Source organism: Mesorhizobium sp. M2E.F.Ca.ET.209.01.1.1 (assembly GCF_004010375.2).
GTDB lineage: Bacteria > Pseudomonadota > Alphaproteobacteria > Rhizobiales > Rhizobiaceae > Mesorhizobium.
In genome coordinates, this window is sequence record NZ_SADP02000010.1 from 158,762 (window position 1) to 184,164 (window position 25,403).

The 25,403-nt window shown below is 65.1% G+C and carries 27 protein-coding genes; 11 read left to right on the top strand and 16 right to left on the bottom strand.

Features of this window, described 5'->3' with window-relative positions:
• Positions 1–28: 28 nt before the first annotated feature.
• The 7 genes from EN852_RS19565 to hemC form a co-directional block, all read right to left on the bottom strand.
• Positions 29–994 (bottom strand): MBL fold metallo-hydrolase, encoded by a 966-nt coding sequence (locus EN852_RS19565; protein WP_127876604.1) that lies wholly within the window; start codon positions 992–994, stop codon positions 29–31.
• 541 nt (positions 995–1,535) lie between these two features.
• On the bottom strand, positions 1,536–2,252 hold the full coding sequence (locus tag EN852_RS19570) for a glutamine amidotransferase (RefSeq protein ID WP_127865969.1): 717 nt from the start codon (positions 2,250–2,252) through the stop codon (positions 1,536–1,538).
• An 18-nt stretch (positions 2,253–2,270) separates the two neighbouring features.
• On the bottom strand, positions 2,271–2,750 hold the full coding sequence (locus EN852_RS19575; RefSeq protein ID WP_127865970.1) for a TerB family tellurite resistance protein: 480 nt from the start codon (positions 2,748–2,750) through the stop codon (positions 2,271–2,273).
• Positions 2,751–2,782: 32 nt separating this feature from the next.
• Positions 2,783–4,351 carry a heme biosynthesis protein HemY gene (locus EN852_RS19580; RefSeq protein ID WP_127876516.1) on the bottom strand — a complete coding sequence of 523 codons (1,569 nt, stop codon included), beginning with the start codon at positions 4,349–4,351 and terminating at the stop codon, positions 2,783–2,785.
• A 10-nt stretch (positions 4,352–4,361) separates the two neighbouring features.
• The gene (locus tag EN852_RS19585) at positions 4,362–5,822 is read right to left on the bottom strand and encodes a COG4223 family protein (protein WP_127876517.1); all 1,461 of its coding nucleotides are present in this window, start codon (positions 5,820–5,822) and stop codon (positions 4,362–4,364) included.
• A gap of 205 nt (positions 5,823–6,027) precedes the next feature.
• Entirely contained in the window at positions 6,028–6,741 is a 714-nt protein-coding gene (locus EN852_RS19590) for a uroporphyrinogen-III synthase (protein WP_127876518.1), read from the bottom strand.
• Position 6,742: 1 nt separating this feature from the next.
• Positions 6,743–7,666 (bottom strand): hydroxymethylbilane synthase, encoded by a 924-nt coding sequence (gene hemC / locus EN852_RS19595; protein ID WP_127876519.1) that lies wholly within the window; start codon positions 7,664–7,666, stop codon positions 6,743–6,745.
• Between the two features lie 210 nt (positions 7,667–7,876).
• Here hemC and tsaD point away from each other — a divergent pair, with 210 nt between their 5' ends.
• The 6 genes from tsaD to EN852_RS19625 all read left to right on the top strand — a co-directional run bounded on the left by tsaD (position 7,877) and on the right by EN852_RS19625 (position 11,925).
• Positions 7,877–8,962 (top strand): tRNA (adenosine(37)-N6)-threonylcarbamoyltransferase complex transferase subunit TsaD, encoded by a 1,086-nt coding sequence (gene tsaD / locus EN852_RS19600; protein ID WP_189546070.1) that lies wholly within the window; start codon positions 7,877–7,879, stop codon positions 8,960–8,962.
• Entirely contained in the window at positions 8,959–9,963 is a 1,005-nt protein-coding gene (locus EN852_RS19605) for an NAD(P)H-dependent glycerol-3-phosphate dehydrogenase (protein WP_127876521.1), read from the top strand. Before tsaD ends, EN852_RS19605 begins: the two co-directional genes overlap by 4 nt.
• A 17-nt stretch (positions 9,964–9,980) precedes the next feature.
• Complete coding sequence (locus EN852_RS19610; protein WP_112100902.1) at positions 9,981–10,277, top strand: YciI-like protein; 297 nt, start codon at positions 9,981–9,983, stop codon at positions 10,275–10,277.
• Positions 10,278–10,370: 93 nt separating this feature from the next.
• Entirely contained in the window at positions 10,371–10,796 is a 426-nt protein-coding gene (locus tag EN852_RS19615) for an EVE domain-containing protein (RefSeq protein WP_127876522.1), read from the top strand.
• Positions 10,751–11,449: a methyltransferase gene (locus EN852_RS19620; RefSeq protein WP_189546059.1), complete on the top strand. Its 699-nt coding sequence runs from the start codon at positions 10,751–10,753 to the stop codon at positions 11,447–11,449. The genes EN852_RS19615 and EN852_RS19620 overlap by 46 nt, the downstream gene beginning before the upstream one ends.
• A gap of 50 nt (positions 11,450–11,499) precedes the next feature.
• Entirely contained in the window at positions 11,500–11,925 is a 426-nt protein-coding gene (locus EN852_RS19625) for a DUF1761 domain-containing protein (protein ID WP_127876524.1), read from the top strand.
• Positions 11,926–11,934: 9 nt separating this feature from the next.
• On the opposite strand, the gene gcvA is transcribed toward EN852_RS19625, so the two are convergent.
• Complete coding sequence (gcvA, locus tag EN852_RS19630) at positions 11,935–12,855, bottom strand: transcriptional regulator GcvA (protein WP_127876525.1); 921 nt, start codon at positions 12,853–12,855, stop codon at positions 11,935–11,937.
• A gap of 131 nt (positions 12,856–12,986) precedes the next feature.
• Here gcvA and EN852_RS19635 point away from each other — a divergent pair, with 131 nt between their 5' ends.
• Together EN852_RS19635 and EN852_RS19640 are read left to right on the top strand one after the other, a co-directional pair.
• Complete coding sequence (locus EN852_RS19635; RefSeq protein WP_127876526.1) at positions 12,987–13,250, top strand: hypothetical protein; 264 nt, start codon at positions 12,987–12,989, stop codon at positions 13,248–13,250.
• A gap of 76 nt (positions 13,251–13,326) precedes the next feature.
• On the top strand, positions 13,327–13,725 hold the full coding sequence (locus tag EN852_RS19640; protein ID WP_127876527.1) for a GFA family protein: 399 nt from the start codon (positions 13,327–13,329) through the stop codon (positions 13,723–13,725).
• Between the two features lie 63 nt (positions 13,726–13,788).
• Here EN852_RS19640 and EN852_RS19645 read toward each other — a convergent pair whose 3' ends face one another.
• A complete protein-coding gene (locus EN852_RS19645; RefSeq protein WP_246694331.1) occupies positions 13,789–14,322 on the bottom strand; it encodes a L,D-transpeptidase in 534 nt (177 codons plus the stop codon).
• Between the two features lie 149 nt (positions 14,323–14,471).
• On the opposite strand from EN852_RS19645, the gene EN852_RS19650 reads away from it, so the two are divergent.
• Complete coding sequence (locus tag EN852_RS19650; protein ID WP_127876529.1) at positions 14,472–15,155, top strand: response regulator transcription factor; 684 nt, start codon at positions 14,472–14,474, stop codon at positions 15,153–15,155.
• Between the two features lie 262 nt (positions 15,156–15,417).
• Positions 15,418–15,873: a cyclic nucleotide-binding domain-containing protein gene (locus EN852_RS19655; protein WP_127876530.1), complete on the top strand. Its 456-nt coding sequence runs from the start codon at positions 15,418–15,420 to the stop codon at positions 15,871–15,873.
• A 54-nt stretch (positions 15,874–15,927) separates the two neighbouring features.
• Here EN852_RS19655 and xth read toward each other — a convergent pair whose 3' ends face one another.
• The 6 genes from xth to tesB all read right to left on the bottom strand — a co-directional run bounded on the left by xth (position 15,928) and on the right by tesB (position 23,814).
• Positions 15,928–16,734 (bottom strand): exodeoxyribonuclease III, encoded by an 807-nt coding sequence (gene xth, locus EN852_RS19660; RefSeq protein WP_127876531.1) that lies wholly within the window; start codon positions 16,732–16,734, stop codon positions 15,928–15,930.
• A gap of 217 nt (positions 16,735–16,951) precedes the next feature.
• A complete protein-coding gene (locus EN852_RS19665; protein ID WP_127876532.1) occupies positions 16,952–17,620 on the bottom strand; it encodes an outer membrane lipoprotein carrier protein LolA in 669 nt (222 codons plus the stop codon).
• Between the two features lie 174 nt (positions 17,621–17,794).
• Positions 17,795–20,482 carry a DNA translocase FtsK gene (locus EN852_RS19670; protein ID WP_127876533.1) on the bottom strand — a complete coding sequence of 896 codons (2,688 nt, stop codon included), beginning with the start codon at positions 20,480–20,482 and terminating at the stop codon, positions 17,795–17,797.
• A 496-nt stretch (positions 20,483–20,978) separates the two neighbouring features.
• Entirely contained in the window at positions 20,979–22,331 is a 1,353-nt protein-coding gene (locus EN852_RS19675) for an ammonium transporter (protein ID WP_127876534.1), read from the bottom strand.
• A gap of 31 nt (positions 22,332–22,362) precedes the next feature.
• Complete coding sequence (locus EN852_RS19680; protein WP_027169082.1) at positions 22,363–22,701, bottom strand: P-II family nitrogen regulator; 339 nt, start codon at positions 22,699–22,701, stop codon at positions 22,363–22,365.
• Between the two features lie 249 nt (positions 22,702–22,950).
• Positions 22,951–23,814 carry an acyl-CoA thioesterase II gene (tesB, locus tag EN852_RS19685; protein ID WP_127876535.1) on the bottom strand — a complete coding sequence of 288 codons (864 nt, stop codon included), beginning with the start codon at positions 23,812–23,814 and terminating at the stop codon, positions 22,951–22,953.
• A gap of 104 nt (positions 23,815–23,918) precedes the next feature.
• Here tesB and EN852_RS19690 point away from each other — a divergent pair, with 104 nt between their 5' ends.
• Complete coding sequence (locus EN852_RS19690; protein WP_127876605.1) at positions 23,919–25,196, top strand: ubiquinone biosynthesis hydroxylase; 1,278 nt, start codon at positions 23,919–23,921, stop codon at positions 25,194–25,196.
• Here the strand turns inward: EN852_RS19690 and EN852_RS40890 are convergent.
• Entirely contained in the window at positions 25,176–25,340 is a 165-nt protein-coding gene (locus EN852_RS40890) for a hypothetical protein (protein WP_189546061.1), read from the bottom strand. The genes EN852_RS19690 and EN852_RS40890 overlap by 21 nt on opposite strands.
• Positions 25,341–25,403: the final 63 nt, after the last annotated feature.

Below are 25,403 nucleotides of genomic sequence, written 5' to 3' on the forward strand. Positions count from 1 at the left end.
CGAATTGCGTGAATGTGTGAACTGGTAATCACACGCCTTGGTACACCAGCCGAGTGAAGAAGCCGGGATCGATGACGGATTTGCCCCACTTGGCGTCGAAGGTGGCGGTTGGCTTGACTGCGACCGTCTCGTCGCGCGACCGGCCTTGCTTTTTCAGCTTCGCGACGTTCTCGCGGACAGCCACAAGCATGTCGCGGAACTCTTGCAGCTCCGCCCGGTTACTGGCGGGCTTGCCGTGGCCCGGAATGATGATCGTCTTGTCTGTCGTCGCGGCCAGATTGGCCTCCGACGCCGCGATCATGCCATCGATGCTGCCGCCGGTGGAATAGTCGATGAAGGGGTAAAGGCCATTCCAGTACGTGTCGCCAGCGTGGACGATGTCCGCTTCGGCGAAGGTAACGGATATGTCGCTGTCGGTGTGAGCAGAGCCATAATATTTCATGCCTACAGAGGCGCGGTTAACCTTGATGGCGTGCTCGTTCGCGAACACGTCGGATGGCAGCCCGTCTGTCGGCAGCGGCAAGAAGTTGTAGTCGTAGTCTTCGACGCGCTGGACCTGCGAAAGGTATTTGCGCGTGTTTTCATGGGCCGTGATCTTTGCCCCGAGCGCGCCAAGCCACGCGTTGCCGTCGGCATGGTCGAAATGCCAATGCGTGTTAATCACATGCGTTACGGGATCGGCCGAGAGCTTATCCAAGGCTTCGGTCACATGTGTCCGCGACACTCCGATGCCGGCGTCCACCAGAAGTTTGCCGTCCGGCCCCGTGAGGACGGCGATATTCCCGCCCGAACCCTCCAGCACGCTAATGCTGCCGCGCAGCTGATGCGCGACGATCGGCGATACGGCAGCGCTATCCTTGACAAGACTGACAACGCCGCGAGCCTCGGCATACGCTTGCCTGGGACTGAGCCATCCGCCGGTGGCCGCTGAAGCAGAGGCGGCTGCGCAACAGAAGCAGAAGCTCCTTCGCGAAATCAGATTTGTCTGAGACATCATTTCCACTCCGCTTGGAAAGCAATGGCGCCAAGCACGACTGACGTTTGTCCGTGCCGACACCCGCGGGCTGATTGTTCGTTTCACAATCGCCTCCAATGCCGGGACGATATCGCATCGGCTGCAAGGCTTCTGGTTAAAAGAGGTAAAACCGACGTAGAGCAATGCCGGCCAAGACCGAAGCGATGATGTTACGCGGACGCCTGGCTGTTCCTAACCGGATAGACGAGATGCCAGCCGTTCCTGACTTGGTCAGGTCCGTTCCTCACTGGAGCATTCCTTCTCGAAATGACAGGTTGGCGAGCATTTGGTGCACTGTGCCAACTTATCGCCCCCGTCACGGACGCTAGGTTCGCTGCAATCCGGGAGGATCGTCGGCTACATCACCCAATCAAAAGCGCTGCTCAGAAACATCAGCTTTCGGGGTGTGGCTATAGCTAGGTCAATGTCCAATTTGAGGCGCAAAGCGATCGTCCACGCCATGGCAGACGCAAGCCATCTTCGGTCAAAACCGGCCGTTCATGGCAATTCGGCCTTGGCTCTACCCCACAGCCGGCTTGCCAAAAATCAGCTGCAAGAACTCGCTCAGCCAGCGCTTGAGGTGCATGTCCCAGATCAGCCGGCCGCCGAGATGGTCGCGGCCGGGCTGGGCGCCGGGGAGCTCGAAGCGATGCGCGCCGCGCACCACCCAGCGCTGCATCATCGCGCGGGTCAGCTCGCCATGGAACTGGATGCCCCAGGCATTGTCGCCATAGCGGAACGCCTGGTTGGGATAGGTTTCCGCCGTCGCCAAAAGCGTCGCTTCCTTGGGCAGCGAAAAGCCTTCGCGGTGGAACTGGTAGACCATTTCCGGCCAGTGCAGCAGCTTCTTGCCGGCCTCGGTTGCCTTCAGCGGATACCAGCCGATCTCGACCAGCCCGTCTCCATGGCCCTCGACCTTACCGCCGAGATGGTTGGCCAGCATCTGCGCGCCGAGGCAGATGCCGAGGAAGGGACGGTTCTCCTTCAGCGGGATTTGCAGCCAGTCGGTCTCGCGGCGGACGAACTCGTCCCCGTCATTGGCGCTCATCGGCCCGCCGAACACCACCGCGCCGGCATGATCGTTGAGCGTGCAAGGCAGTTCGTCGCCGAGCGGCGGCCGGCGGATGTCGAGATCGAAACCTTCTTCCAGCAGCATGTGGCCGACGCGGCCGGGGCTCGAAGTCTCCTGATGCAGGACGATCAGGATTTTTGGTCTCGGCCTCGGTCTGGGTGGCATGGAAGGCGATGGGTCCTGTTATTCGTCGCTTGAACTGCCCCGCGCGCCGGGCGCCTCGGCCGCCGCCTTGCGGCGCGCCTCGATGCGGTCACGCCGCTCGACGCCGATCAGCTCGGCGACCCGCCATACCGTGTTGTCCTCGAGCTCGTGCAGCTCGCCATCGGCATAGACGATTTCCCACATCAGCCCGATGAAGGCCTTGCGCGCCTCGGGGTCGAGATCGCGCTTCAAGACGCTGGTGAAGGCGTAGAGGTCGATCGCCTCATTGTCGGCGCGTTCGCCGGCGGCGGCCAGCGCGTCGAGCTCCGCGCCGCTCACCGAATAGGTCTCGGCCAGGATCTGCTTGAACCGCTCCCATTCGACGTCCTGGCGCACGCCGTCGGCGTTCATCACATGATAGAGCAGCGCGGAAGCCGCGACCCGCGGATCATCGGCGCTCGGCTTGGTCTCGCCGGCAGAAGGCAGATCCCTCAGGAAGGACAATACGCGCTCGAACATCGATATCTTTTCCCTGCCCGCCAAAACCTACCTCAAAACAAACGAAACCGGCGCGGCGATTTTTCCGCAGCCTCTTCCGGCGCGACGCCCGGATCGTCGGGCAGAGGCGGCAACTCCGAACCCTGCCCGACGGCTTCCGCCTCGCCGGCCGCGTCGGCAACCGCCAAATCCTTCTCGCCGCCATTCGCCGACGCCGGCTTCCCGGTCGGAGCATCGGCAACGATGTCGATGGCCTTTTCAGCGGGTGCGGCCGGAGGCGCGGCGGTGATCGCCGGCACCACGACATCCGTCTCGCTGTCGATCAGATGGCCGAGCCGCTCCATCGGCGCGCGCCAGGTAAAGGCGTCGAGCTTGCCGGTGACCGGCGACACCGGTGCCCAGCGCTCGGAAATGACGCCATCCGCTACCCAGGCCGGATCGCGTGGCGCCCGCACGGCTTTCGACAAGAGCTGCCGCACCTTGCCCTGGTCGCCGGTCTCGGCTTCCTCGATATCGGCGAGCAAAAGGTAGGCGCCTTCGCGGCGATCCATGCGGATCGCGGCCTCCGCCTCGCGCCGCGCCGTCGCGTAATCCTGCGCGTCGAGCGCCGCGCGCGCCACAGCCATCGACGACTCGGCGTGGTTTCTCTTCAATTCCTGCAGCTTCTTTGCGCGGTTGAGGCGGTCGAGCACCGCGTCGCCCGGCCTCGCATGCGTGTAGAGTTCGGCGATATCCGGATGCGGCTCGGCCTTCCAGGCGGCCTCCAGGATCTTGGAGGCCTTGCGCACGTCGTTTTGCCGGATAACCAGATCGGCGGCAATCACCGCCGCCGGCGCGAAACCGGGCGCCAGCTTGTTGGCCTCGAGCGCTGCGGTGCGGGCAGCGTTCGGGTCGCTGTCGACCAGCGCCTGCGCCTTGGCGGTGAGCAGCACGGCGCGGCGGCGGTTGGCGGCGTCGCGCTCGATCTGCCGCGTCGATTTCTGCGCCTCGACCAGCTTCAGCGCGCCATCCCAGTCGCCGCGTTCGGTCAGTTCCTCCAGCGTCGATTCGGCCGCCCAGGCGAGCTGCGGCGCCACCGCCACGGCGCGGCCGGCATAGTGTCGCGCGGCGTTGCGGTCGCCGAGCCGCTCAGCTTCCAGGTAAAGCCCGCGCAGGCCGAGCAGCCGCATCTCGGGATCGTCGAGCATGCGCTCGAATTTCTCGCGTGCGCCCTCATGGTCGCCTTCGAGCAGCGAGGCCTGGGCGTCGAGCAGATTGATCAGCGGCTCCTGGTCGGAGCTGATCAGCTTCGCCGCCTCCTTGGTCTTCTTGCGCGCCAGCGCGCCGTCGCCGGCGCCGGCCGCGATCATGCCGGTCGACAGCGCCTGATAGCCGCGGTCGCGGCGGCGCACCCGGAAATAGCGCGAGATCGTGTAGGGGCTGTTCCACAGCGACTTGATCAGCCACCAGACGATCATCACCGCGGCGACCACGGCGACGATCGCCACCGCCGCGACCATCAGCGTGACCTGGTACTGGTAGCCGTTGAAGGTAACGAGCATCTCGCCCGGACGGTCGGCCAGCCAGGCGAAGCCGAGTCCAAGCGCAAAGACGACGGCGAGGAAGGCGAGGAGACGGATCATCTTGTGATCCTCACGCCTTCGTCGCGCCGGCGATCAGCGCCTCGAGCTGCTTTTCGACCTCCAGCCGCGCCTTCAGTTTGCCGGCAAAATCGGCGCCGGCCGCCTTCGCGGCGTCGGGCAGCGTGTCATACTCGCTGAGCGCCTTGGCATAGTCGCCCTGGTTGACCGCCACTTCCATGCGGGCGACGGTTTCGGGCGCCCCCTTGCCTTCGATGGCGCCGACCGGCCGCACCTTGACCAGTGATTCCGCGCTCGACACCAGGCTCTGGAAGAAGCCGGCATTCTGGTCGACCGGCTTTGCCGCCTCGACCATGGCGTTAGCGGCGGCATCGGCCTCCGAGGCGATGGTGGCGCGGGTCGGCACGCCCTTGTCGGCATAGGAGCGCAGCGCCGCGAGCTCGGGCGCGTCCGGCGCGATGGCCGCGAAGGTGTCGAGCTCGGTCGCGAACGGCGCGCCGCGGTCGAGCGCCGACTTCAGTGCCGCAGCCGCGATCGCCAGCGCGATCTTGGGCTGCGAGGCCTGCGCCTCGACCTTGCCGGAGAGCTGCGATACGGACTGCTCCAGCGCCGCCACCCGGCCATCCTCGGCCTTGGCCGCGTCGCCGGTCGATTTCACCAGCGCGTCGAGCCCGGCGATCTTCTCGTTGAGCGGCCCAAGATCGACGGATGCGGCATTGCCGTTCTTCTGTAGCTCGGCGACGGTCGTCTCGATCTGGCCGACCTTGTCGCCGAGTGCCTTGAGCGCGCTACCGTCGCCGCTTTGACCGGCCGAGGATTTCAACGCCGCCACATCGGTCTTGACCTGCTCCAGCGCAGAGGAAAGGCCCTCCACCTTGGCGAAAGCACCGGTGTCGCCGTTTTGCTTCAGCGCCGCGATCTGGCCCTTCAGCGAAGCGATCTCGCCATTGACGCCGTCGAGCGATCCGCCGCCCGATCCCGGCGCGCCAAGCATGCCGACCGCCTGCAGCAGGCCGGCGCCGGCAAGCGCGATCACGCCGCCGATCACGCCGGCGGCGATGCTGTTTACGCCGGCTTTGCGCGACGGCTGCGGCACGCGAACCGCGCTCCGTGTGTCGGCTGACTTTGCTGTCGAGGCGCTCGCGCTTGCCGCAGCGGATGCGTCCTCGAAATTGTACTCGAAGCCCTTGGGCTGGCTCTTCGGCGCATCGGAGCCGCCGGGATATGGCTTTTCCGGCTCGTCCTTGCCGGCCTCGGGCTTATCGGACGTCGTCCGCACGGCGTCGCTATGCTCCCACGGCTCGATATCGGCCTGCTCGGCGTGGATCGGCTCTTCCGGCGCCTCCGGCTGCGAAGCGGCGGCGGCCTCTTCCGCCTTCGCCTCGTCGGTCTGCGTGGCCTTGGCCTTCGCGGCATCCTCATCGGTGATTCGCGAGACGGCGCCGGGCTCGAGTTCGATGGTCACCGGCTCGCGCCGGGTCTTCGAATGTCGCATCTTCGGCGTCTTGACCATGCTTGGGCTCCGCAAAATTGCTTGGGATGGATCAATGGGTCCAGAGCGTCAGGATGCTCTAGCACATCACCAAGCGGTGAAAAGGGGCGGTGTGATGACGCGGCTTAGAGCAATTCCAGGAAAAGTGTGAGCGGTTTTCCGTCCGGAATTGCGTAAAAACAAAGACATAGGGCATTTCACCGTTTCCGTGAAACGGTGAAATGCCCTAGCGCGGTTGCGACAAAAGCGCGAGAAGCGCGTCCTCATCCGGTCGCGGCGCGATCCGGATCCCGTGCCCGGCTACCCCATCCAGCGGCTTGGCGACGCGCGCAGAAAGCGTCAGAAAATCCGTCTTTTCAAAGAGCTGCTTCAGGACCGGTCGCGCAATCAGGTTGGCCAACGCCGCGCTGGCCTTGGCTGAATAGAGCAGCACGACCTCGACCGGCTGGCCCGACAGGCGGGTGACCACCTCGGCATCGCCATGGTCGATGCCGGTCGTGTCGTAAGTCTCGATCGGCTGGACATGCACGTCAGCGGCCGTCAGCCGCTGCTCGAACGCCTGGAAGCGGACACGGCCGCACAAATAGACGATTGCCTTGCCGGCAAGATCGCCGGCGATGAGATCCGCCAGTGCTTCTGCGTCGCCCGGGCCTTCCGTGACGGATAAAAATCCCGCCGCGCGGCAGGCTTCGGCCGTCCTTTTGCCAACCGCGTGGCATGGCAAGCCTGCGAGCGCCGCGATCAGCGCCTTTGGCGCTTGCCGCACCGCATTGGCGCTGGTGACCGCAACCGCGACGGCATCGGCGCCGATAGTCGCCTCGACCGGCAAGGCGCTGGTCTCGGTCAGCGGCAGCAGGACAGGCTGGAATCCCAGGGCTTCGAGGCGTCGTGCCGTGCGCGACGCGCCGGGCTCCGGCCTCGTCACCAGGACGCGGACCATGTCACGCCCAGCCGTCGAAGAATTCGGCGCCCGCCCTGGCGCGAACCGTGCGCGCGGCGTCGAGCCCGATCTCCGCCGCGTCCGCAGCCTCGCCCTCCAGCCGAACCTCATGCGATTGCGTGCCGTCGGGCGAGATGATCAGCCCGGCAAAGGACAGTTTCTCGCCCGACACCGTCGCATGGCCGGCGATCGGCGTGCGGCAGGATCCATCGAGCGCGGCGAGGAAGGCGCGCTCGCAGGCGAGCGCCTGGCCGGTCGGCACGTGATGGATCGCCGCCAGCATTCTTTCGACCTCGCGGTCGCCGATGCGCGTCTCGATGCCGATCGCGCCTTGTCCCGGCGCCGGCGGGAAATCCTCCAGCGGCATCAGGTCGGTGACGACATGTTCCAGCCCGAGCCGCTTCAGCCCGGCATAGGCGAGGATGGTGCCTTCGGCGACACCCTCGTCCAGCTTGCGCAGCCTGGTCTGCACATTGCCGCGAAAGATCACCACATCGAGGTCCGGCCGCATCCGGCGGATCAGCGCCTGGCGCCGCAGCGACGACGATCCAACCGTCGCGCCGTGCGGCAGGTCGGCGATCCGCTTCGCCCGTTTGCCGATGAAAGCGTCGCGCGCATCCTCGCGCGGCAGGAAGGTGACAAGCTCCAATCCGTCGGGCAGCACCGTCGGCATATCCTTGGAGGAATGCACGGCGATGTCGATGCGGCCGTCGAGCAGCGCTTCCTCGATTTCCTTGGTGAACAGGCCCTTGCCGCCGGCCTCCGAAAGCGGCCGGTCCTGGATACGGTCGCCGCTGGTCGAGATGGCCACCACTTCGAACGCCGCCTCGGAAAGGCCATGCGCCTGCATCAGCCGCGCCCGCGTCTCATGCGCCTGGGCCAGCGCCAGCGGGCTGCCGCGTGTTCCGATTTTCAAAGTTTGCATGGCGCGCGGTCCGTGATAACCCCCGTCCTTGCCGAGGTCTGTCGAGATTCAGGTCAGGCCGCGCCGAAAATGGTGGGTTCCGAGTACCGGAGCGGAGCGTACTTTGATACGTGAGCACCGGAAGCGCAGGAACCCGCCATTTGCAGGCCGGCATCACCTGAATATCGATAGACCTCCGGTGATACAATCTTCATGGACAGCGACCAATTGATCCGCGTTCTGGGCATTGAGACGAGTTGCGACGAGACGGCGGCCAGCGTGGTGGCGCTGGACGGTGGCGCCGCGCCGGAAATCCTGTCCAACGTCGTGCTTAGCCAGATCGAGGAGCACGCGGCCTTTGGCGGCGTCGTGCCGGAGATTGCCGCGCGCGCCCATGTCGAAGCCCTGGACGGGATCGTCGAGGCGGCGCTTGCCGATTCGGCCGTGTCGCTGGACGAGGTCGACGCCATCGCCGCGACGGCAGGGCCCGGTCTCGTCGGCGGGCTGATAGTTGGCCTGATGACGGCCAAGGCGATCGCCGCCGCCGCGAACAAGCCGCTGATCGCCATCAACCACCTGGAAGGCCACGCGTTGACGGCGCGGCTGACCGACGGTCTCAACTTCCCCTATCTGCTTCTGCTCGTCTCCGGCGGCCACACCCAGATCGTCGCAGTGCGCGGCGTCGGCGATTACCAGCGCTGGGCGACCACGATCGACGATGCGCTCGGCGAAGCCTTCGACAAGACGGCCAAGATGCTTGGCCTGCCCTATCCCGGCGGACCGAATGTCGAGAAGGCCGCGGCCAGCGGCGACGCCGGCCGATTTGCCTTCCCGCGCCCGATGAAGGGCTCGGCGCAACCGGACTTTTCCTTCTCCGGCCTGAAGACGGCGGTGCGCCAGGCGGCGACAGCGATCGCGCCGTTGAGCGACCAGGACGTCGCCGACATCTGCGCCTCCTTCCAGGCGGCGGTGGCCGACGCGCTGGGCGACCGCGTGGCGCGCGCGCTGGCCCGTTTCCGCCAGGAATTCCCCGACCAGGCAAAGCCGGCGCTGGTCGTCGCCGGCGGCGTCGCCGCCAACCGCACCATCAAGGCGACGCTTGAAGCGCTTTGCTCGCAAGCCGGCTTCGCCTTTGTCGCGCCGCCGCAGAAACTGTGCACCGACAATGCAGCGATGATCGCCTGGGCCGGCATCGAACGCCTGCGCGCCGGGATCGCCGACGAAAACACCGCCGACTTCGTGCCGCGTTCGCGCTGGCCGCTCGACAGCGTTTCCACGCCCATGGTCGGCTCGGGCCGACGTGGTGCCAAGGCATGACAGCCAAGCGATCCGCCAGCGGCTGGCGTGTTGCGGTGCTGGGCGGCGGCGCCTGGGGCACCGCACTGGCGCTGGCCATGCTGCGCGCCGGCCATGATGTGCGCCTCTATGCGCGCGACACCGAAACCGTCGCCGCCATCGCCCGCGGCGAGAACGCGCGCTATCTGCCGGGCATCAGCATCGAGCCCGGCATCGCGGCCACCAGCGACATTGCAGCTGCCCTCGACGGCACCGACTGCGTGCTCGCGGTGACGCCGGCGCAGTCGCTGCGCGCCGTCCTGGCCTATGCCCGCAACCACGTTCCTGCGGGCGTGCCGCTGGTGCTCTGCGCCAAGGGCATCGAGCGCGACACCGGCGCGCTGCTCTCGACGATCGTCGAGGAAAGCCTGCCCAACAATCCGGTCGCCGCACTTTCCGGTCCGAGCTTCGCCAGCGACGTCGCGCGCGGCCTGCCGACCGCCGTGGTGGTCGCCGCCCGCGAGGCGGAATTGGCGGCGGAGCTTGCCGCGCGCTTCTCGGCGGAGAACCTGCGCTGCTATTCCAGCGACGACCTGATCGGCGTCGAGATCGGCGGCGCGCTGAAGAACGTCTTCGCCATCGCCGCTGGCGCCGTCACCGGCGCGGGCCTCGGCGCCAGCGCCCAGGCCGCCATGGTGACGCGCGGCTTCGTCGAACTGCGCCGCATCGGCGCCGCTTTCGGGGCCAGGCCGGAGACGCTGATGGGACTTTCCGGCCTTGGCGACCTCTTGCTCACCTGCTCCTCGGCACAGTCGCGCAATTTCGCCTATGGTCTGGCGCTCGGCCAGGGCAAGCCGCTTGCCGGCCTGCCACTGGCCGAAGGCGTGCCCACGGCGGGCATCGCCGCCCGCATCGCCGCCGAGCGTGGCATCGAGGCGCCGATCATTTCGGCCGTCGCCGCCATCCTCGACGGCAAGATAACCATCGGCCAGGCGGTGACCGCGCTGATGACACGCCCGCTCAAGACCGAAACCGACATCTGAACCATCGGAGTTGAAAAATGCTGTTTGCATTGATTTGCAAGGACAAGCCCGGCAGCCTGCAGCTGCGCGTCGACACGCGACCGGCGCATGCGGCGTTCCTGGAAGGCCTGATCGCTGAAGGCAAGCTTGCCTTTGCCGGACCGTTCCTCGACGCCGACGGCAAGCCGGACGGCAGCCTGGTGATGATCGAGGCGCCGGACATGGCCGGAGCCCAGGCCCTGGCCGCCGCCGATCCCTACGCCAAGGCCGGCCTGTTCGAGAGCGTCCAGATCCGTCCGTGGAACTGGGTGTTCCAGAAGCCCGCCGGCGCATGATTGTTCGCGGCTCTCGCCGCAGCGACAGCGAGAGAGTAAGCATAGACGGGAACGCCATGCGTGGCGGTGCGGCAAAGCAACGGGACAAACGATATGAACTACTGGCTGTTCAAGTCCGAACCCTCGGTCTTTTCCTTCGAGGCGCTGAAGGCCAAGGGCAAGGCCGGCACGCAGTGGGACGGCGTGCGCAACTACGCTGCCCGCAACAACATGAAGGCGATGCAGATCGGCGATCTCGGCTTCTTCTATCATTCCAATGAGGGGCTCAACATCGTCGGCATCGCCGAGGTCTGCGCGCTGGCGCATCCCGATACGACGACCGACGATCCGCGCTGGGAATGCGTCGACATCCGCGCCTTCAAGGACGTGCCGAAGCCGGTGACATTGGAACAGGTCAAGGCCAATCCCAAGCTTGCCGAGATGGCGCTGGTGCGGCTCGGCCGGCTTTCCGTGCAGCCGGTAACGCCGGCCGAATGGAAAGAGGTCTGCCGCATGGCCGAGCTCAACCCGGCGCCGTGACGAACCTCACGCCCAAGAGCGCCAAGAAATTCATCCTCGACAACACGGCGCTGATGGCGCCGCCGCATGTTCCCGAAGTGCTTTTGCACCTCGCCGACGAGGCGCATGATCTTTGGCTGCGCACCGAGGAGGAACTGGCCGAGATCGGGCTGCCACCACCCTTCTGGGCCTTCGCCTGGGCCGGCGGCCAGGGCCTCGCCCGCTATGTGCTCGATCATCCCGGAACCGTGCGGGGAAAACGCGTGCTCGATTTCGCCTCCGGCTCGGGCCTCGTCGCGATCGCGGCGATTAAGGCAGGTGCTGCGGAAGTCATCGCCGCCGACATCGACCCGTTTTGCGCGACGGCGATCGCGCTCAACCTCGAAGCCAACGCCGTCGTAGTGGAGTTCCTCGGCGCGGACTGTGTCGGCTCCGACGGTGGCTGGGACGTCGTGCTTGCCGGCGACGTCTTCTACGACAAGGCCTTCGCCGAGAGGCTCATGCCCTGGTTCGCGGGCCTGCGGGCACGCGGCGCCGACATCCTCGTCGGCGATCCCGGCCGCGCCTACCTGCCCAGGACCGGACTGCAGTCGCTTGCCGTCTATGAGGTCCCGGTGACGCGGGTGCTGGAAGATGCCGAGGTCAAGCGCACGACTGTCTGGCGCCTTGCTTGACGCGATCGCCGAACAAGCGTTCCATCGCATTTCGATTTGGAGGGGAAAGCATGGATTTTTCGGTCGTGAACTGGCTGGCGGTGATCGTCGCCGCCGTCGTCGCATGGTTGTTCGGCGCCGTCTGGTACATGGGTTTGAGCAAGCCTTGGTTGAACGCGGCGAAGCTCGACCCGGCCACCATGAAGCGCTCAGCCCTTCCGTTCGTTATCAGCTTCATCGCCGAGCTCATCATGGCGCTCGTCCTGACGCTGGTGGTGGGGGCAATCACCGGCGGCGAGCCGAACCCGGTCGCGGGCTTGCTGTTCGGCTTCGTGCTTTGGCTCGGCTTCATCGCCACCACCTTGACCGCCAATCACCGCTATCAGGGCTTCGGCTGGACGCTGACGCTGATCGATGCCGGCCACTGGCTGGGCGTGATGCTGATCATCGGCGCCATCATTGGCTGGTTCGGCGCGCCGGCCGCCCCAGCGGGCTGACGACAGGTCTTATGTCGGCGTTTTCGCCACCTCGTCCAACAGCCATTCGCGGAAGGCGATGATCCGCGCGTCGTCCTTCGCGGCCTCGGGATAGACGAGGAAATAGGCAAATTCCGGCGCGACCTTGATGCCGAGCTCGAACGGCCGTACCAGGCGCCCCTGCGAAAGATCGTTGGCGACCATGGCGAAGTCGGCGAGCGCCACCGCATTGCCGTCGAGCGCCGCCTGGGTGGCATCGGTCGACGATCCGAAGACCAGCGTGCGGCTGTCGTCGAAATCATCGACGCCGGCCGCGTGCATCCACATGCTCCAGTTCGGCCAGGTCACGCCCTGCCGCGACCATTCGATATGCGCAAGCGTGTGGTTGAACAGGTCGCGCGGCTCCCTCAGCGGCGGACCTGACACCAGCAGCGCCGGGCTGCACACCGGGATGATGATGTTCTCGAACAGCCGGTGCGCGACGAGCCCCGGATATCTGCCGGTGCCGAAGCGGATGCCGATATCGACATCGTCGCGTTCGAAATCCCTGACATCGTAGGTGATGTCGAAGCGCAGCTCGATGCCGGGCTTCTGCTGGCGGAAATCGTCGACGCGCCGCATCAGCCACTTTGTGGCGAACTGCGCGTCGAGCGTCACCTTCAACAAGGATGTGCCGCGCGTCATCTTGCGCGCGCGGCTGACGGCGCGGCTGAGCAGGTCGAGCGCATCGATCGACGCGTCGTGAAGCAAGCTGCCCGCTTCGGTCAGCCGGATGGTGCGGCTGGTGCGCGTGAACAGCACCAGGTCGAGCTGATCCTCGATTTCCTTGATCTGGTGGCTGACGGCCGCCGGCGTCAGGCCAAGCTCGTCGGCGGCGCGGGTGAAGTTGAGGTGCCTGGCGGCCGCCTCGAATGTCCTCAGAGCGCGCGTCCCGGGCAGCAGCTTGGACATCCCATCTCCAAATAAAACTTGATGATCAGAAAAGAACTACTCGTTTCTCGTTTGTTTTTCAATCCGGCATGATGGCTTCATCGAAACACTATCAAACCGGATTTGATATCCGGAGAAACACGGATAGAGCCATGTCTGAGATCGCCCTGAAGCCCTGCACCACCCTGGAATCGCCTTCCGGCGTAGCCCTTTGGCTGCATTCGGCACGCGATTGGCTGCGCCAGGCCCGCGTCGCAGCCCGACTTTCGCAGGAGTCGGTCGAAGACCTCTCCGACAGCCAGTTGCGCGACATCGGCGCCGAACGCCGGGATATCTCCAAGAGAATGGACAGGGAGCTCGGCCGCATCGGCTTGCTGGACGCCGGCTGGCAGCGTCCGCGTCGGTCCCATCGCTAATGCATACACCGCTGGCGCTTTCACCGGCATGACGGGCTTTAGCGCCAGCGGGTCGATCAGCTGAAGGAGAATTCACATGCGTGGCCACTGCCTATGCGGCGCTATTGCTTTCGAAGTCGATGGTCCGCCACAGGCCTGCGTAGTCTGTCATTGTGAAAGTTGCCGGCGGCAATGTTCTGCGCCGATGACCGCCTACATCGGCGTCCTGGACGACCAATGGCGGTGGCTCGGCAAGCCGCCAAAGGTTTTCAATTCTTCTCCCGGCGTGGAAAGAACATTTTGCGATCACTGCGGCACGCCGCTGTCCTTCCGCTCGAAGAAGATGTCCGACGTCATGCATTTCTTTGCCGCGGCAATGGAGGAGCCGAAGAAGTTCGCGCCCACGCTGCATGTCGCTTTTGAAGAGAAGCTCCCCTGGTTGAAACTCGCCGACGGCCTGCCGACGCGTGTTGGGCCTGACTACACGAAAGGCTAGGCACCGGAGTCGCGAAGCGGCCAAACTCGGCGGCTTCCGAGACCGCCGTTTGCCGGCCTCACCCTACCTCACCACCTTCACCACCGTCCTGTCCGACAACAACGGAAGCAGCCTCGCCATGGTCCGCGCCGTCACCGCCACGCAGCCTTGGGTCGGCGTGAAGCCCGGCCGCGCCAGATGGAAGAAGATCGCGCTGCCGCGCCCGCGCAAGCGCGGCGCGATGTTCCAGTCGAGCACCAGGCAGAGATCGTAGAGCCGGTCGTCGCGCTTCATCCGCTCATGGCTCGCGCCATATGGGATCTTCACCGGGCGGTTGTAGTTGCGGTCGTCCGGCACCTCGCACCAGCCGAGATCCGGACCGATCGGCGCCATCGGCAGCCTCGTCCTGCGCCCGCCCGCGAAATGATCGCACCGAAAATAGCCTGACAGGATGCGCATCGACGCCAGCGGCGTCGCGCCATCCCCTTCATGCTTGTTGGCGGTAATCCCGCCGCGCCCCAGGGCGCAGGGAAACACCGTTTTGCCGGCTTGCAGGAAGCCCTGTGCGGGGTTGCCGGGCCTCGCGCGCACCACCAAAACGCGCAAGCCCTTCGGCAAAAATGCGCCCGCCTCATTGCGCGCGCGTTTTTTCTTGTATGATCGTGTCACGGAACAAATCACTGTGATCGGCTGTTGCGCCGGTGAGCTTCCGCATAAATGGGGGGAGGTCAACTGAATATTCTTTTTAAAACAACGGATTGATATCCATGACATCACGCACCATCCTGATCGTCGATGACGACGACGACCTGCGCTCCACCCTGGTCGAGCAGCTGGCGCTCTACGAGGAATTCGACGTCCAGCAGGAATCGACCGCCGCAAAAGGCGTTGCCGCCGCGCGCAGCGGCGTTGTCGACCTGCTCATCATGGATGTCGGCCTGCCCGACATGGATGGCCGTGAGGCGGTGAAGATCCTGCGCAAGGGCGGCTACAAGGCGCCGATCATCATGCTGACCGGCCACGACACCGATTCAGACACGATTCTGGGTCTCGAGGCCGGCGCCAACGATTATGTGACCAAGCCCTTCCGCTTCGCCGTGCTTTTGGCGCGCATTCGCGCCCAGCTTCGGCAGCATGAGCAGAGCGAGGACGCCACCTTCTCGGTCGGACCCTACACGTTCAAGCCCAGCCAGAAGCTGTTGGTCGATCCGCGCGGCGCCAAGGTGCGGCTGACCGAGAAGGAAGCCTCGATCATCAAATATCTCTACCGCGCCGACCAGAAGGTGGTGACGCGCGACGTGCTTTTGGAAGAGGTGTGGGGCTACAATTCCGGCGTCACCACGCACACGCTGGAGACCCATGTCTATCGGTTGCGCCAGAAGATCGAGCGCGATCCTTCCAATGCCGAAATTCTTGTGACAGAAAGCGGCGGCTACAAGCTGGTTCCTTAAACATTTCATGATCTAAGCAATTCCAGGAAAACTACGAAACGGTTGAGCTTGGCGGCTTCGCCGTAGCCTTCCGTCCGGAATTGAGCCAAAAGAGACAGAGCGGTCGGGCGGGACCGCCTCGGGTACGATCCTGGTGCTGGAGGGTGATGGATCGGCTCGTTGCAAGCATCGCACGATGCATGGCGGAGCGTTTTTCGCGTGCCCAGGAGGGCGCGCCGCTCCAAAGGAGGGACTGGACTGACCGCTCGGGGACACAGCTAGGATGGCGCTGGATGACGACATCCGCATCCTGTCCGGTGTGAAGCTTTTCCAGGGCTTCACGCAGGAACAGCTGCGCCTGCTCGCCTTCGGCGCCGAGACCACCGTGCTGCAGGCCGACCACAAGCTCTACCGCGAGGACGACGTCGCCGACTCTGCCTACATCGTGGTCAGCGGCTTGATCACGCTCTACCGGGAGCTAGGGGGCGAACGCGTCCCGATCGGCACTGCGGGTCCGGGCACCATGCTGAGCGAACTGGCGCTGATCGCCGACACCAACCGGCTGACCAGCGCCTCCGCCGCGGTCGATTCGGAAGTGATCCGGCTGAGCCGCAAGATGTTTCACCGAATCCTGGAAGAATATCCCGAGATCGCGGTCCTGTTGCATGAGCGCATCCTGGAAGAATTCCAGCAGATGATCGCCCGGATCGAGGAACTGGCGCCAAGGTTTACGGGGTAGCACGCGAGGAGCGGATCAGCGGCGGCCGCGAGGCAGGCGCCCCACCCGTCGTCGTCAATCCAAATCAAAACGCGCGATCACCGGCACATGATCCGACGGCTTCTCCCAGCCGCGCGCCGCCTGCAGGATCTCGTAGCCTTTGAAGCTCGGCACCAGATTTGCCGACGACCAGACATGGTCGAGGCGGCGGCCGCGGTTCGACGCCTCCCAGTCTTTCGCGCGATAGCTCCACCAGGTGTAGAGTTTCTGCTCGGCGGGCATGTTGAGCCGCATCAGGTCGACCCAGCCGCCGGCCTTGCGCATCGCTTCGAAATTTGTCGTCTCGACCGGCGTATGGCTGACGACGTTGAGCAATTGCTTGTGCGACCAGACGTCGTGCTCCAGCGGCGCGATGTTCAGGTCGCCGACCAGGATCGAGGCTGACGATTCGTCGCCGCTCGCCGGCACGGAGTTCATCTCGTAAACGAAGTCGAGCTTGTGACGGAATTTGCGGTTGATCTCCGGATCCGGCTCGTCGCCGCCGGCCGGCACATAGAAATTATGCACCAGCACCGATTTGCCGCCCGCCTGGACCCTGACCGAAAGGTGCCGGCTATCGTCGATTTCGCAGAAGCGCCGCTTCTCGACCAGCTCGATCGGCCGGCGCGCCACGGTGGCCACGCCGTGATAGCCCTTCTGGCCGTGGAACAGGATGTGCTCGTAGCCGGCCTTGCGGAATGCCTTCTCCGGAAAGAGCTCGTCCGGCACCTTGGTTTCCTGCAGGCAGAGCACGTCCGGCGCGTGCTCCTTCAGCAGCCGCTCGACGATCGGCATGCGCAGGCGCACGGAGTTGATGTTCCAGGTGGCGATGGTGAAAGGCATTCAGGCGGGTCCGGAAAGGAGTCGCCGAACTAGTGCCAGCCGCGCGCCGGAAAGACAAGCCAACCTTTGCGGCTGCGCTCGCTTCCATCAGCGACCCCGATTCAGGTCAGGCCGAGTCGAAAATGGTGGTCTCCGAGAACCGGAGCGGAGCGTACTTAAAGTACGTGAGCACCGGAAGCGCAGGAGACCGCCATTTGCAGGCCGGCCTCACCTGAATCTACCGCGTCTTCGTATTCAGCTCGCGGTTCGCCGTATAATCGATCGCGAACGTGTCGGGCGGGAAGCTGACGCCTTCCTTGGTGTTGAAGATCATCACCGTGGTGTCTTTCCCTTGAGCGTCGGTGATCGTCCACTGGCGCAGATCGTAGGTCTTCGGGTCGAACATCATGGTGATCATGGCATTGCCGAACACCGACTTGTCGGAAAGCTTGATCGTGGTGAGGTCGTCCTCTTCCTTGACGGCCTTGACGCGCCCGCCGGAGAGGTCGATCCGGTCGTCGAGCAGCAATTTCAGTGGCGTTTTCGACAGCGGGTAGAGGTCGGATGTGTTGAGCTTCTTATTGAGGATCACCACCGACTTGCCGTCGGAGATGACGCGGAAGTTCGACGAACCGTCATAGTTGAAGCGGATCTTGCCCGGACGCTCGAGAAAGAACTTGCCGCCCGTCTGCTCGCCTTTAGGACCGAACTGGACGAATTCGCCGCTCATCGACTTCACCGAGGAGAAATGATCGGCGATCTTCTGTGCCGCCGGCGGTACCGCCGCCTGCGCGGCTGCCACAAGCTGGTATCCAGGCACAAGGTTGAGAGCGGCAGCTCCGCCAAACATCAAGCCGAGGCCGAGGAGTTGGCGGCGGGTGATGGCGAATTCGGTCTGGGTCTTCATGCCGGTCACTTCCTGTGATTCGTGTCGTGGCAGTATCTGGACTCCCACTGGGGCCTAAGTTTGGCGGGTGCGCGACAACTTCGCACAAACGCGCCAGACGATTTCCGGTTGCCGGCTGACCCGGTTGGCACGTCGCCGGGCCAAGAGTTTGCCGATATTCAGGTCAGGCCGGCCTCACCTGAATGTCGACAAACCCTCGTCCTCGGTCGGCACCAGAATCTCGCGTTTGCCGGCATGGTTGGCCGGGCCGACAATGCCTTCCTTCTCCATCTTCTCGATGATCGAGGCGGCGCGGTTGTAGCCGATGCCGAGCCGCCGCTGGATGTAGCTGGTCGAAGCCTTGCCGTCGCGCAGCACCACCGCCACCGCCTGGTCGTAGGGATCGTCGGAATCCTCGAAATTGCCGCCCCCACCGCCGCCGGAACCGCCCTTGCCGGACGGACCGTCCTCGTCCTCTTCCTCGTCGTCCTCGGTGATGGCGTCGAGATATTCCGGCACGCCCTGCAGTTTGAGATGCGCGACGATCCGCTCAACCTCGTCGTCCGAGACGAACGGACCGTGGACGCGCTGGATGCGCCCGCCGCCGGCCATGTAGAGCATGTCGCCCATGCCGAGCAGCTGCTCGGCGCCCTGCTCGCCGAGGATGGTGCGGCTGTCGATCTTCGACGTCACCTGGAAGGAGATGCGGGTCGGGAAATTGGCCTTGATGGTGCCGGTGATGACGTCGACCGAGGGACGTTGCGTCGCCATGATGACATGGATGCCGGCGGCACGCGCCATCTGCGCCAGGCGCTGCACCGCGCCTTCGATATCCTTGCCGGCCACCATCATCAGGTCGGCCATCTCGTCGATGATGACCACGATATAGGGCATCGGCTCGAGATCGAGGTTCTCGGTCTCGTAGATCGCCTCGCCGGTCTGGCGGTCGAAGCCGGTCTGCACCGTGCGCGAGATCTTCTCGCCCTTTTTCTCCGCTTGCTGAACGCGTGCGTTGAAGCCGTCGATGTTGCGCACGCCGACCTTGGACATCTTGCGGTAGCGGTCCTCCATCTCGCGCACGGTCCATTTCAGCGCCACGACCGCCTTCTTCGGATCGGTGACGACCGGCGTCAAAAGATGCGGGATGCCGTCATAGACGGAAAGCTCGAGCATCTTGGGGTCGATCATGATCAGCCGGCATTCCTGCGGCGTCATCCGGTAGAGCAGCGACAGGATCATTGTGTTGATGGCGACCGACTTGCCCGAGCCGGTGGTGCCGGCGACCAGCACGTGCGGCATCTTGGCGATGTCGACGATAACCGCCTCGCCATTGATCGTCTTGCCGAGCGCCAGCGCCAGCTTTGCCTTCGTCGTCTCGAAGTCGCGGCTGGCCATGATCTCTCTGAGATAGACCGTCTCGCGCTTGGCGTTGGGCAGCTCGATACCGATGGCGTTGCGGCCGGGCACCACCGCGACGCGGCAGGCGATCGCGCTCATCGAGCGGGCGATGTCGTCGGACAGGCCGATGACGCGCGAGGACTTGATGCCTGGCGCCGGCTCCAGCTCGTAGAGCGTGACGACGGGACCGGGGCGGACATGGATGATCTCGCCCTTGACGCCGAAATCCTCCAGCACGCCCTCGAGGAGCCGCGCGTTCTGCTCCAGGGCGTCCTTCGACAGGCTTGGATCCTTGGCGACGTTCTTCGGCTCGGACAGGAAGTGCAGCGACGGCATCTCGAACGTGTCGGAACCGATCAGCGAGGTCTGCGCCTCGCGCTGGACACGGGCGCCCGGCACCGGCCGCGCCGCCGGCGCCTCGACGCGGGTCTCGGCATCGGAGCGGAAGTTCCGCACCCTGGGCGCCGCGCCGCGCCGCTGGGCAGGCGCCTCGTCGTCGAAGTCGTCGAGGTCGACGTCCTCGTCCTGCTCGTCGTCGAAAATATCCTGGTCCGCCGGATCGACCGAGACGCTGCGGTCATTGACCATGGCGGCGAAGAATTCCGGCTCGACACGGGCGCGGCCGCCCGGGCTCATCCGGCTTTCGGCGAATTCGGCCGATTCGACGCGCTCGGCGGCGCGCCGCCAGGCGCTGGCCTTGGGCTCCATCGGCGGCTCGAACTCGTCGCGCTCCCGCCTGCGGCGCGCGGCGCGGCGGTGCAGGAAGGCGCGGAACGACAGCCACCAATGGGTGACGGCGCCGAGCGCGAGTATTCCCTCATCGCCCTCGTCCTCATCCTCGTCGAACAGCATCTCGTCCTGCTCGCGCGGATCGGGCGCGGCGCTGCGCTCCATGACGGCGAAGCCGTTCTTGCGCGCGATCAGCGCCGACCCATAGGCAAACAGCCATAACATCGGCGCGGCGAGGACGACCGCGATGATGCTGGCGAAAAGCCCTTTCGGATAGCCGCCGACCGCGATACCGGGGATCTTCAGCACCATATCGCCGAAGACGCCGCCGAGTCCGGTCGGCAGCGGCCAGGTGTTGGGCGGCGTCACGCAGCCGGCGATAGCCGCGGCCAGAAGCGCGAAGCCGAACCAGGCGAAGCCGCGCTTCGGCAATTTATCGACGCCGCGCGCGGTGAAAAGCAGAAAGCCCCAGATCACCGCCGGCACCAGCCCGGCGACGGCGGCAAGGCCGAAGAACTGCATGGCAAGGTCGGAGAACACAGCACCCGCATAGCCCATGGCGTTGGTGACGACGTTGCTGGTGGCGTGCGAGAAGCTCGGGTCGGCAACGTTCCACGTGGCCAAGGCCGCGATGCCGAAGGCGGTGAACAGGAACAGCCCGGCGCCGATCAGCCGCCCGACCTGGCGCCGCGCGAATGCCTGGATGCCGTGCCCCGTATCGGTCAGCGCGAGCGGTGCTGAAGCGCCTGAACGCATGCCTCTTCCCCGTGATCGTTGCCTGGCCGGGCGCTTGGCGCACCCCGGCAGATTCGAACGCCAGACTATCGGGGGGAAGGTTAAGGCCGCATTAACCATGGCCTTTTACCGAACCTCATCTGCAACAAAGGATGGCGGGCTTGCGGCCCGCCATCCTTTGCGTAAACGGCGAAACGTCAGGCCCCACAGCAATTCCAGGAAAAGTGTGAGCGGTTAGGTTCGGCGCGTTCGCCATAGCCCTCCGTCCGGAATTGCGTAAAAGCAAAGGGATGGAGCGGATCGCCGTTTCCGTGAAACGGTGAAACGCTCTGGACAAAAAAGGAGGCCCGGAAGGGTGTTCCGGGCCTCAAGGCGTGAGCCCCTTTCGAGAGCGTCACGACGGGATCTTGGGAGGAATTCCGGGCCGGCGGGAGGAGGATCCGCCGGCCCGCGGGGCAATTCCAGGAAAAGTGTGAAACCTTCCGGAACTGCGCCCTGGTAAGGGGCAAAGGCAGCCTTACGGCACCACCTCGCCGTGCTGGGTGACGTCGAGACCTTCGACCTCTTCCTGGGTGGACGGACGCAGGCCGACCAGCGCCTTGACGATGTAGAGGATCACGAAGGTGGCGATCGCCGTCCACAGAATGGTGAAGATGATGCCGTAGATCTGCTTGCCGACCGAAGCATCCTTGCCGAGCGCGTTGATCGCCGGATCGGCGAGCGCGCCGGTGAGCAGGGCGCCGACGATACCGCCGATACCATGCACGCCGAAGGCATCGAGCGAGTCGTCATAGCCGAGCGCATGCTTGAGCTTGACCGCCGAGAGGTAGCAGATGACGCCGGCGACGATGCCGACGACGAAGGCGCCGGTCGGGTTGACGAAGCCGGAAGCCGGCGTCACCGCGACGAGGCCGGCGACGGCGCCCGAGATGATGCCGAGCACCGAAGGCTTCTTGGCGACGATCCATTCGGCGAACATCCAGGCCAGCGCTGCCGCAGCGGTGGCGACCTGCGTGTTCATCATCGCGGCGCCGGCGAGGCCGTCGGCGGCAAGTTCCGAACCGGCGTTGAAGCCGAACCAGCCGACCCACAGCAGCGAGGCGCCGATCACCGAATAGACGAGATTGTGCGGCGCCATGTTGGTGGTGCCGTAGCCTTCGCGCTTGCCCAGCACCAGCGCGCAGACCAGACCCGCGACACCGGCGTTGATGTGGACGACCGTGCCGCCGGCGAAGTCGAGCACCCCAGCGGCGCCGAGGAAGCCGCCGCCCCACACCCAGTGCGCGATCGGCGCGTAGACGAACACCAGCCACAGGCCCATGAAGAGCAGCAGCGCCGAGAATTTCATGCGCTCGGCGAAGGCGCCGGCGATCAGCGCCGGCGTGATGATTGCGAAGGTCATCTGGAACATCGAGAAGACGAATTCAGGAATGTTCGAGACGCCCGGCAGCCAAAGCGTCGAGACGGTGATGCCGTGGTGGAAGAAGCGCGAGAAGCCGCCGATATAGGCATTCATCGATGCCGATTCATTGGTGGTGAAGGCGAGCGAATAGCCGAACATGAACCACAGCACCGTCACCAGGCAGGTGATGGCGAAGCTCTGCATGATGGTGGCGAGCACGTTCTTCTTGCGCACCATGCCGCCGTAGAACAGCGCCAGGCCCGGAATGGTCATCATCAGCACCAGCGCCGTCGAGGTCAGCATCCAGGCGGTATTGCCGGTGTCGAGAACCGGGGTCGGCGCGGCGGGTGCCGCAGGCGCCGCCGCCGGAGCAGCCTCCTGCGCGAAGGCGGCGGCGGTGCTCAGCGCTACGAGAGCGAGCGAAGCGGCCGCGCGTCCCGTCGTCTTCAAGGTGGAAGGAATATTCATTGAACTCTCCGTTGGAATGGATGGTCGCCGCTCAGAGCGCATCGGTGTCTGTTTCGCCGGTACGGATGCGCACCGCCTGGTCGATGCCGAAGACAAAGATCTTGCCGTCGCCGATCTGGCCGGTCTTGGCGGCCGAGGTGATGGCTTCGACGGCCTTGTCGACCATGTCGGCGCCGACCGCGACCTCGATCTTGATCTTGGGCAGGAAGCTGACCGCGTATTCCGCGCCGCGATAGATTTCCGTGTGCCCCTTCTGACGCCCGTAGCCTTTGACTTCGGTGACGGTCAGGCCCTGGATGCCGACGGCGGTGAGCGCTTCGCGCACCTCGTCGAGCTTGAACGGCTTGATGATTGCCATCACGATTTTCATAAGGTTTCACCCTTTGCTGTTGCGGTCCCCCGCGATTGCACACCTACACCGATCCCGAGGAGAGCCGGAGAGTGCCCGACAGGATTCAAGCTCCGTGCCAATTGCCGAAGCAGGGTGTTAACCTGTTGTAAACAAAGGGGCAGAGCGGCCCGCGCACATCTTTTGTGCGCGGCCGCATCGGGCGTTACGATTAAAAAATAGGCAAAATTTCGAAAATGCCTACTTGGCGGGCATCAACCAGAAGCCGGCTCAGCGCTTGAGTCGGATCAGGCCTTCCTGGGCGACCGAAGCGATGAGCGTTCCGTCCCGCGCGAACAGCGAACCGCGCGTGAAGCCACGCGACCCTTGCGTCGACGGGCTGTCCTGATTGTAGAGGATCCAGTCGTCCAGCGAGTGGCTGCGGTGGAACCACATGGCATGGTCGAGGCTGGCCGCCTGGATGTCGCGGTCGAAGATGGCGCGGCCATGCGCGAAGGTCGAGGTGTCGAGCAGCGTCATGTCCGAAAGATAGGCAAGCACCGCCGCCTGTATCGCGCGGTTTTCGGGCACCGGGCCGGTGGTGCGGATCCAGATGTTCTGCTGCGGATCCAGCTTCTCGCGGCTGGTATAATGCTTTAGCATCACCGGCTTCATCTCGATCGGCCGGTCGCGCTCCCAGTAACGCCTGATGCCTTCCGGCACCGCCTCGCCGAATTTGCCGAGCAGCTCGCGCTGGGAGAGCAGCGTGTCGGGCGCCGGCACGTCGCGCGGCATCGGCATCTGGTGCTCCAGCCCGACCTCGTCCTGCTGGAACGAGGCCTCCAGCGAGAAGATCGCCTGGCCATGCTGGATCGCCACCACCCGGCGCGTTGTGAAGGAGCCGCCGTCGCGGATGCGGTCGACCTCGTAGACGATCGGCAGCTTGGTGTCGCCGGGCCGCATGAAATAGCCGTGCAGCGAATGCACATGGCGTTCCGGCTCCACGGTGCGCTGCGCGGCGACCAGCGCCTGCGCGATGGTCTGGCCGCCGAAGACGCGCTGCCAGTCGACCTTTGGGCTGCGACCACGATACAGATTGTGTTCGAGCTGCTCGAGGTCGAGAATGTCTAGAAGCTCGTCCATGGCCGCCGTCATGTCTGAAAATCCTTCAAGGATGCGCCATGGCCGGTTTCGGACAGGATGTGCGGCCAGTCAAGGCCGCAAGCGGCGGCCCGACGAAGCCGCGAAAGGATGATGCCATGGTCGACCGCAAGCCGGATGGAGCAAAGGCCGATGCTGACCGCGAAGCTCCGCTCGACGTGCTCATCGCCGGCGCGGCCTATGTCGGCCTCACCGCGGCCGTGTCGCTGAAGCAGGCGCGGCCGGGCCTCGCCATCGCCGTCGTCGACGCCGCGCCTGCAGGCGTCTGGCAGCGGGACGGCCGCGCCTCGGCCATCGCCGCGGCCGCCGGCCGCATGCTGGAGCAGCTCGGCGTCTGGGACGAGATCGCGCCGGAAGCGCAGGCGATCACCGAAATGATCATCACCGACTCGCGCGCCGCCGACCCGGTGCGCCCGGTGTTCCTGACCTTCGACGGCGAGGTGGCGCCGGGCGAGGCTTTCGCCCACATGGTCGCCAACCGCGACTTGAACGGCGCGCTGCGCCGCCGCGCCGAAAAGCTCGGCATCGATATCATCGAAGGCATCGCGGTCAGCGCCTTCGACGTCAACGGCGCCGGCATCACGGTGCACCTGGCCGACGGCGCGACGCTGAAGGCGCGGCTGCTGATCGCCGCCGACGGCGTCAACTCCAGGCTGCGCGACATGGCCGGCATCAAGACCGTCAAATGGGAATACGGTCAGTCCGGCATCGTCTGCACGGTGGCGCATGAGCGCCCGCACAACGGCCGCGCCGAGGAACATTTCCTCCCCGCGGGCCCCTTCGCCACGCTGCCGCTGAAGCCAGACAAGGATGGAACCAACCGTTCGTCGATCGTCTGGGTGGAGCGCACGCAGGACGCCAAGGCGCTGGTCGAGGGCGACGAGTTTGTCTTCGAGCACGATCTGGAGCAGCGCTTCGGCCTGAAGCTCGGCGAAATAAGGGTCGTCGACAAGCCGCGCGCCTGGCCGCTCGGCCTGACGCTGGCCCGCGCCTTCGTCGCGCCGCGCATCGCGCTCGCCGGCGACGCCGCGCACGGCATCCACCCGATCGCCGGCCAGGGTCTCAATCTCGGCTTCAAGGATGTCGCCGCGCTCGCGGAAGTCATTGTCGAGGCCGACCGTCTCGGCCAAGACATCGGCGCCCTCGACGTGCTCGAACGCTACCAGCAGTGGCGCCGCTTCGACACGCTGCAGATGGGCATCACCACCGACGTGCTCAACCGGCTGTTTTCCAACGACATCGGCCCGCTGCGCGCCATGCGCGATCTCGGCCTCGGTCTCGTGGAACGCATGCCCCGGCTGAAGGACTTCTTCATCCGCCAGGCCTCGGGCCTGTCCGGTGACACGCCAAGGCTATTAAAGGGCGAGGCGATCTAGCAGCCAAACGAGATAATAGAGGATTACGACTGCGAGTAGCATGCCGAGCACCAACTTGCCGGCCCTGGATTTGCGCAGCCAGTCGCCAAACAGCGTCTCAATCAGCTCGGCCAATCCGGCGGCTACGTAGGCAATCGCTTCCATCTGTCCTTTGACGGTTCGGTGCGCTCACTGCTGATGTAGGCACAACTGCCTCTCGTTCACAGA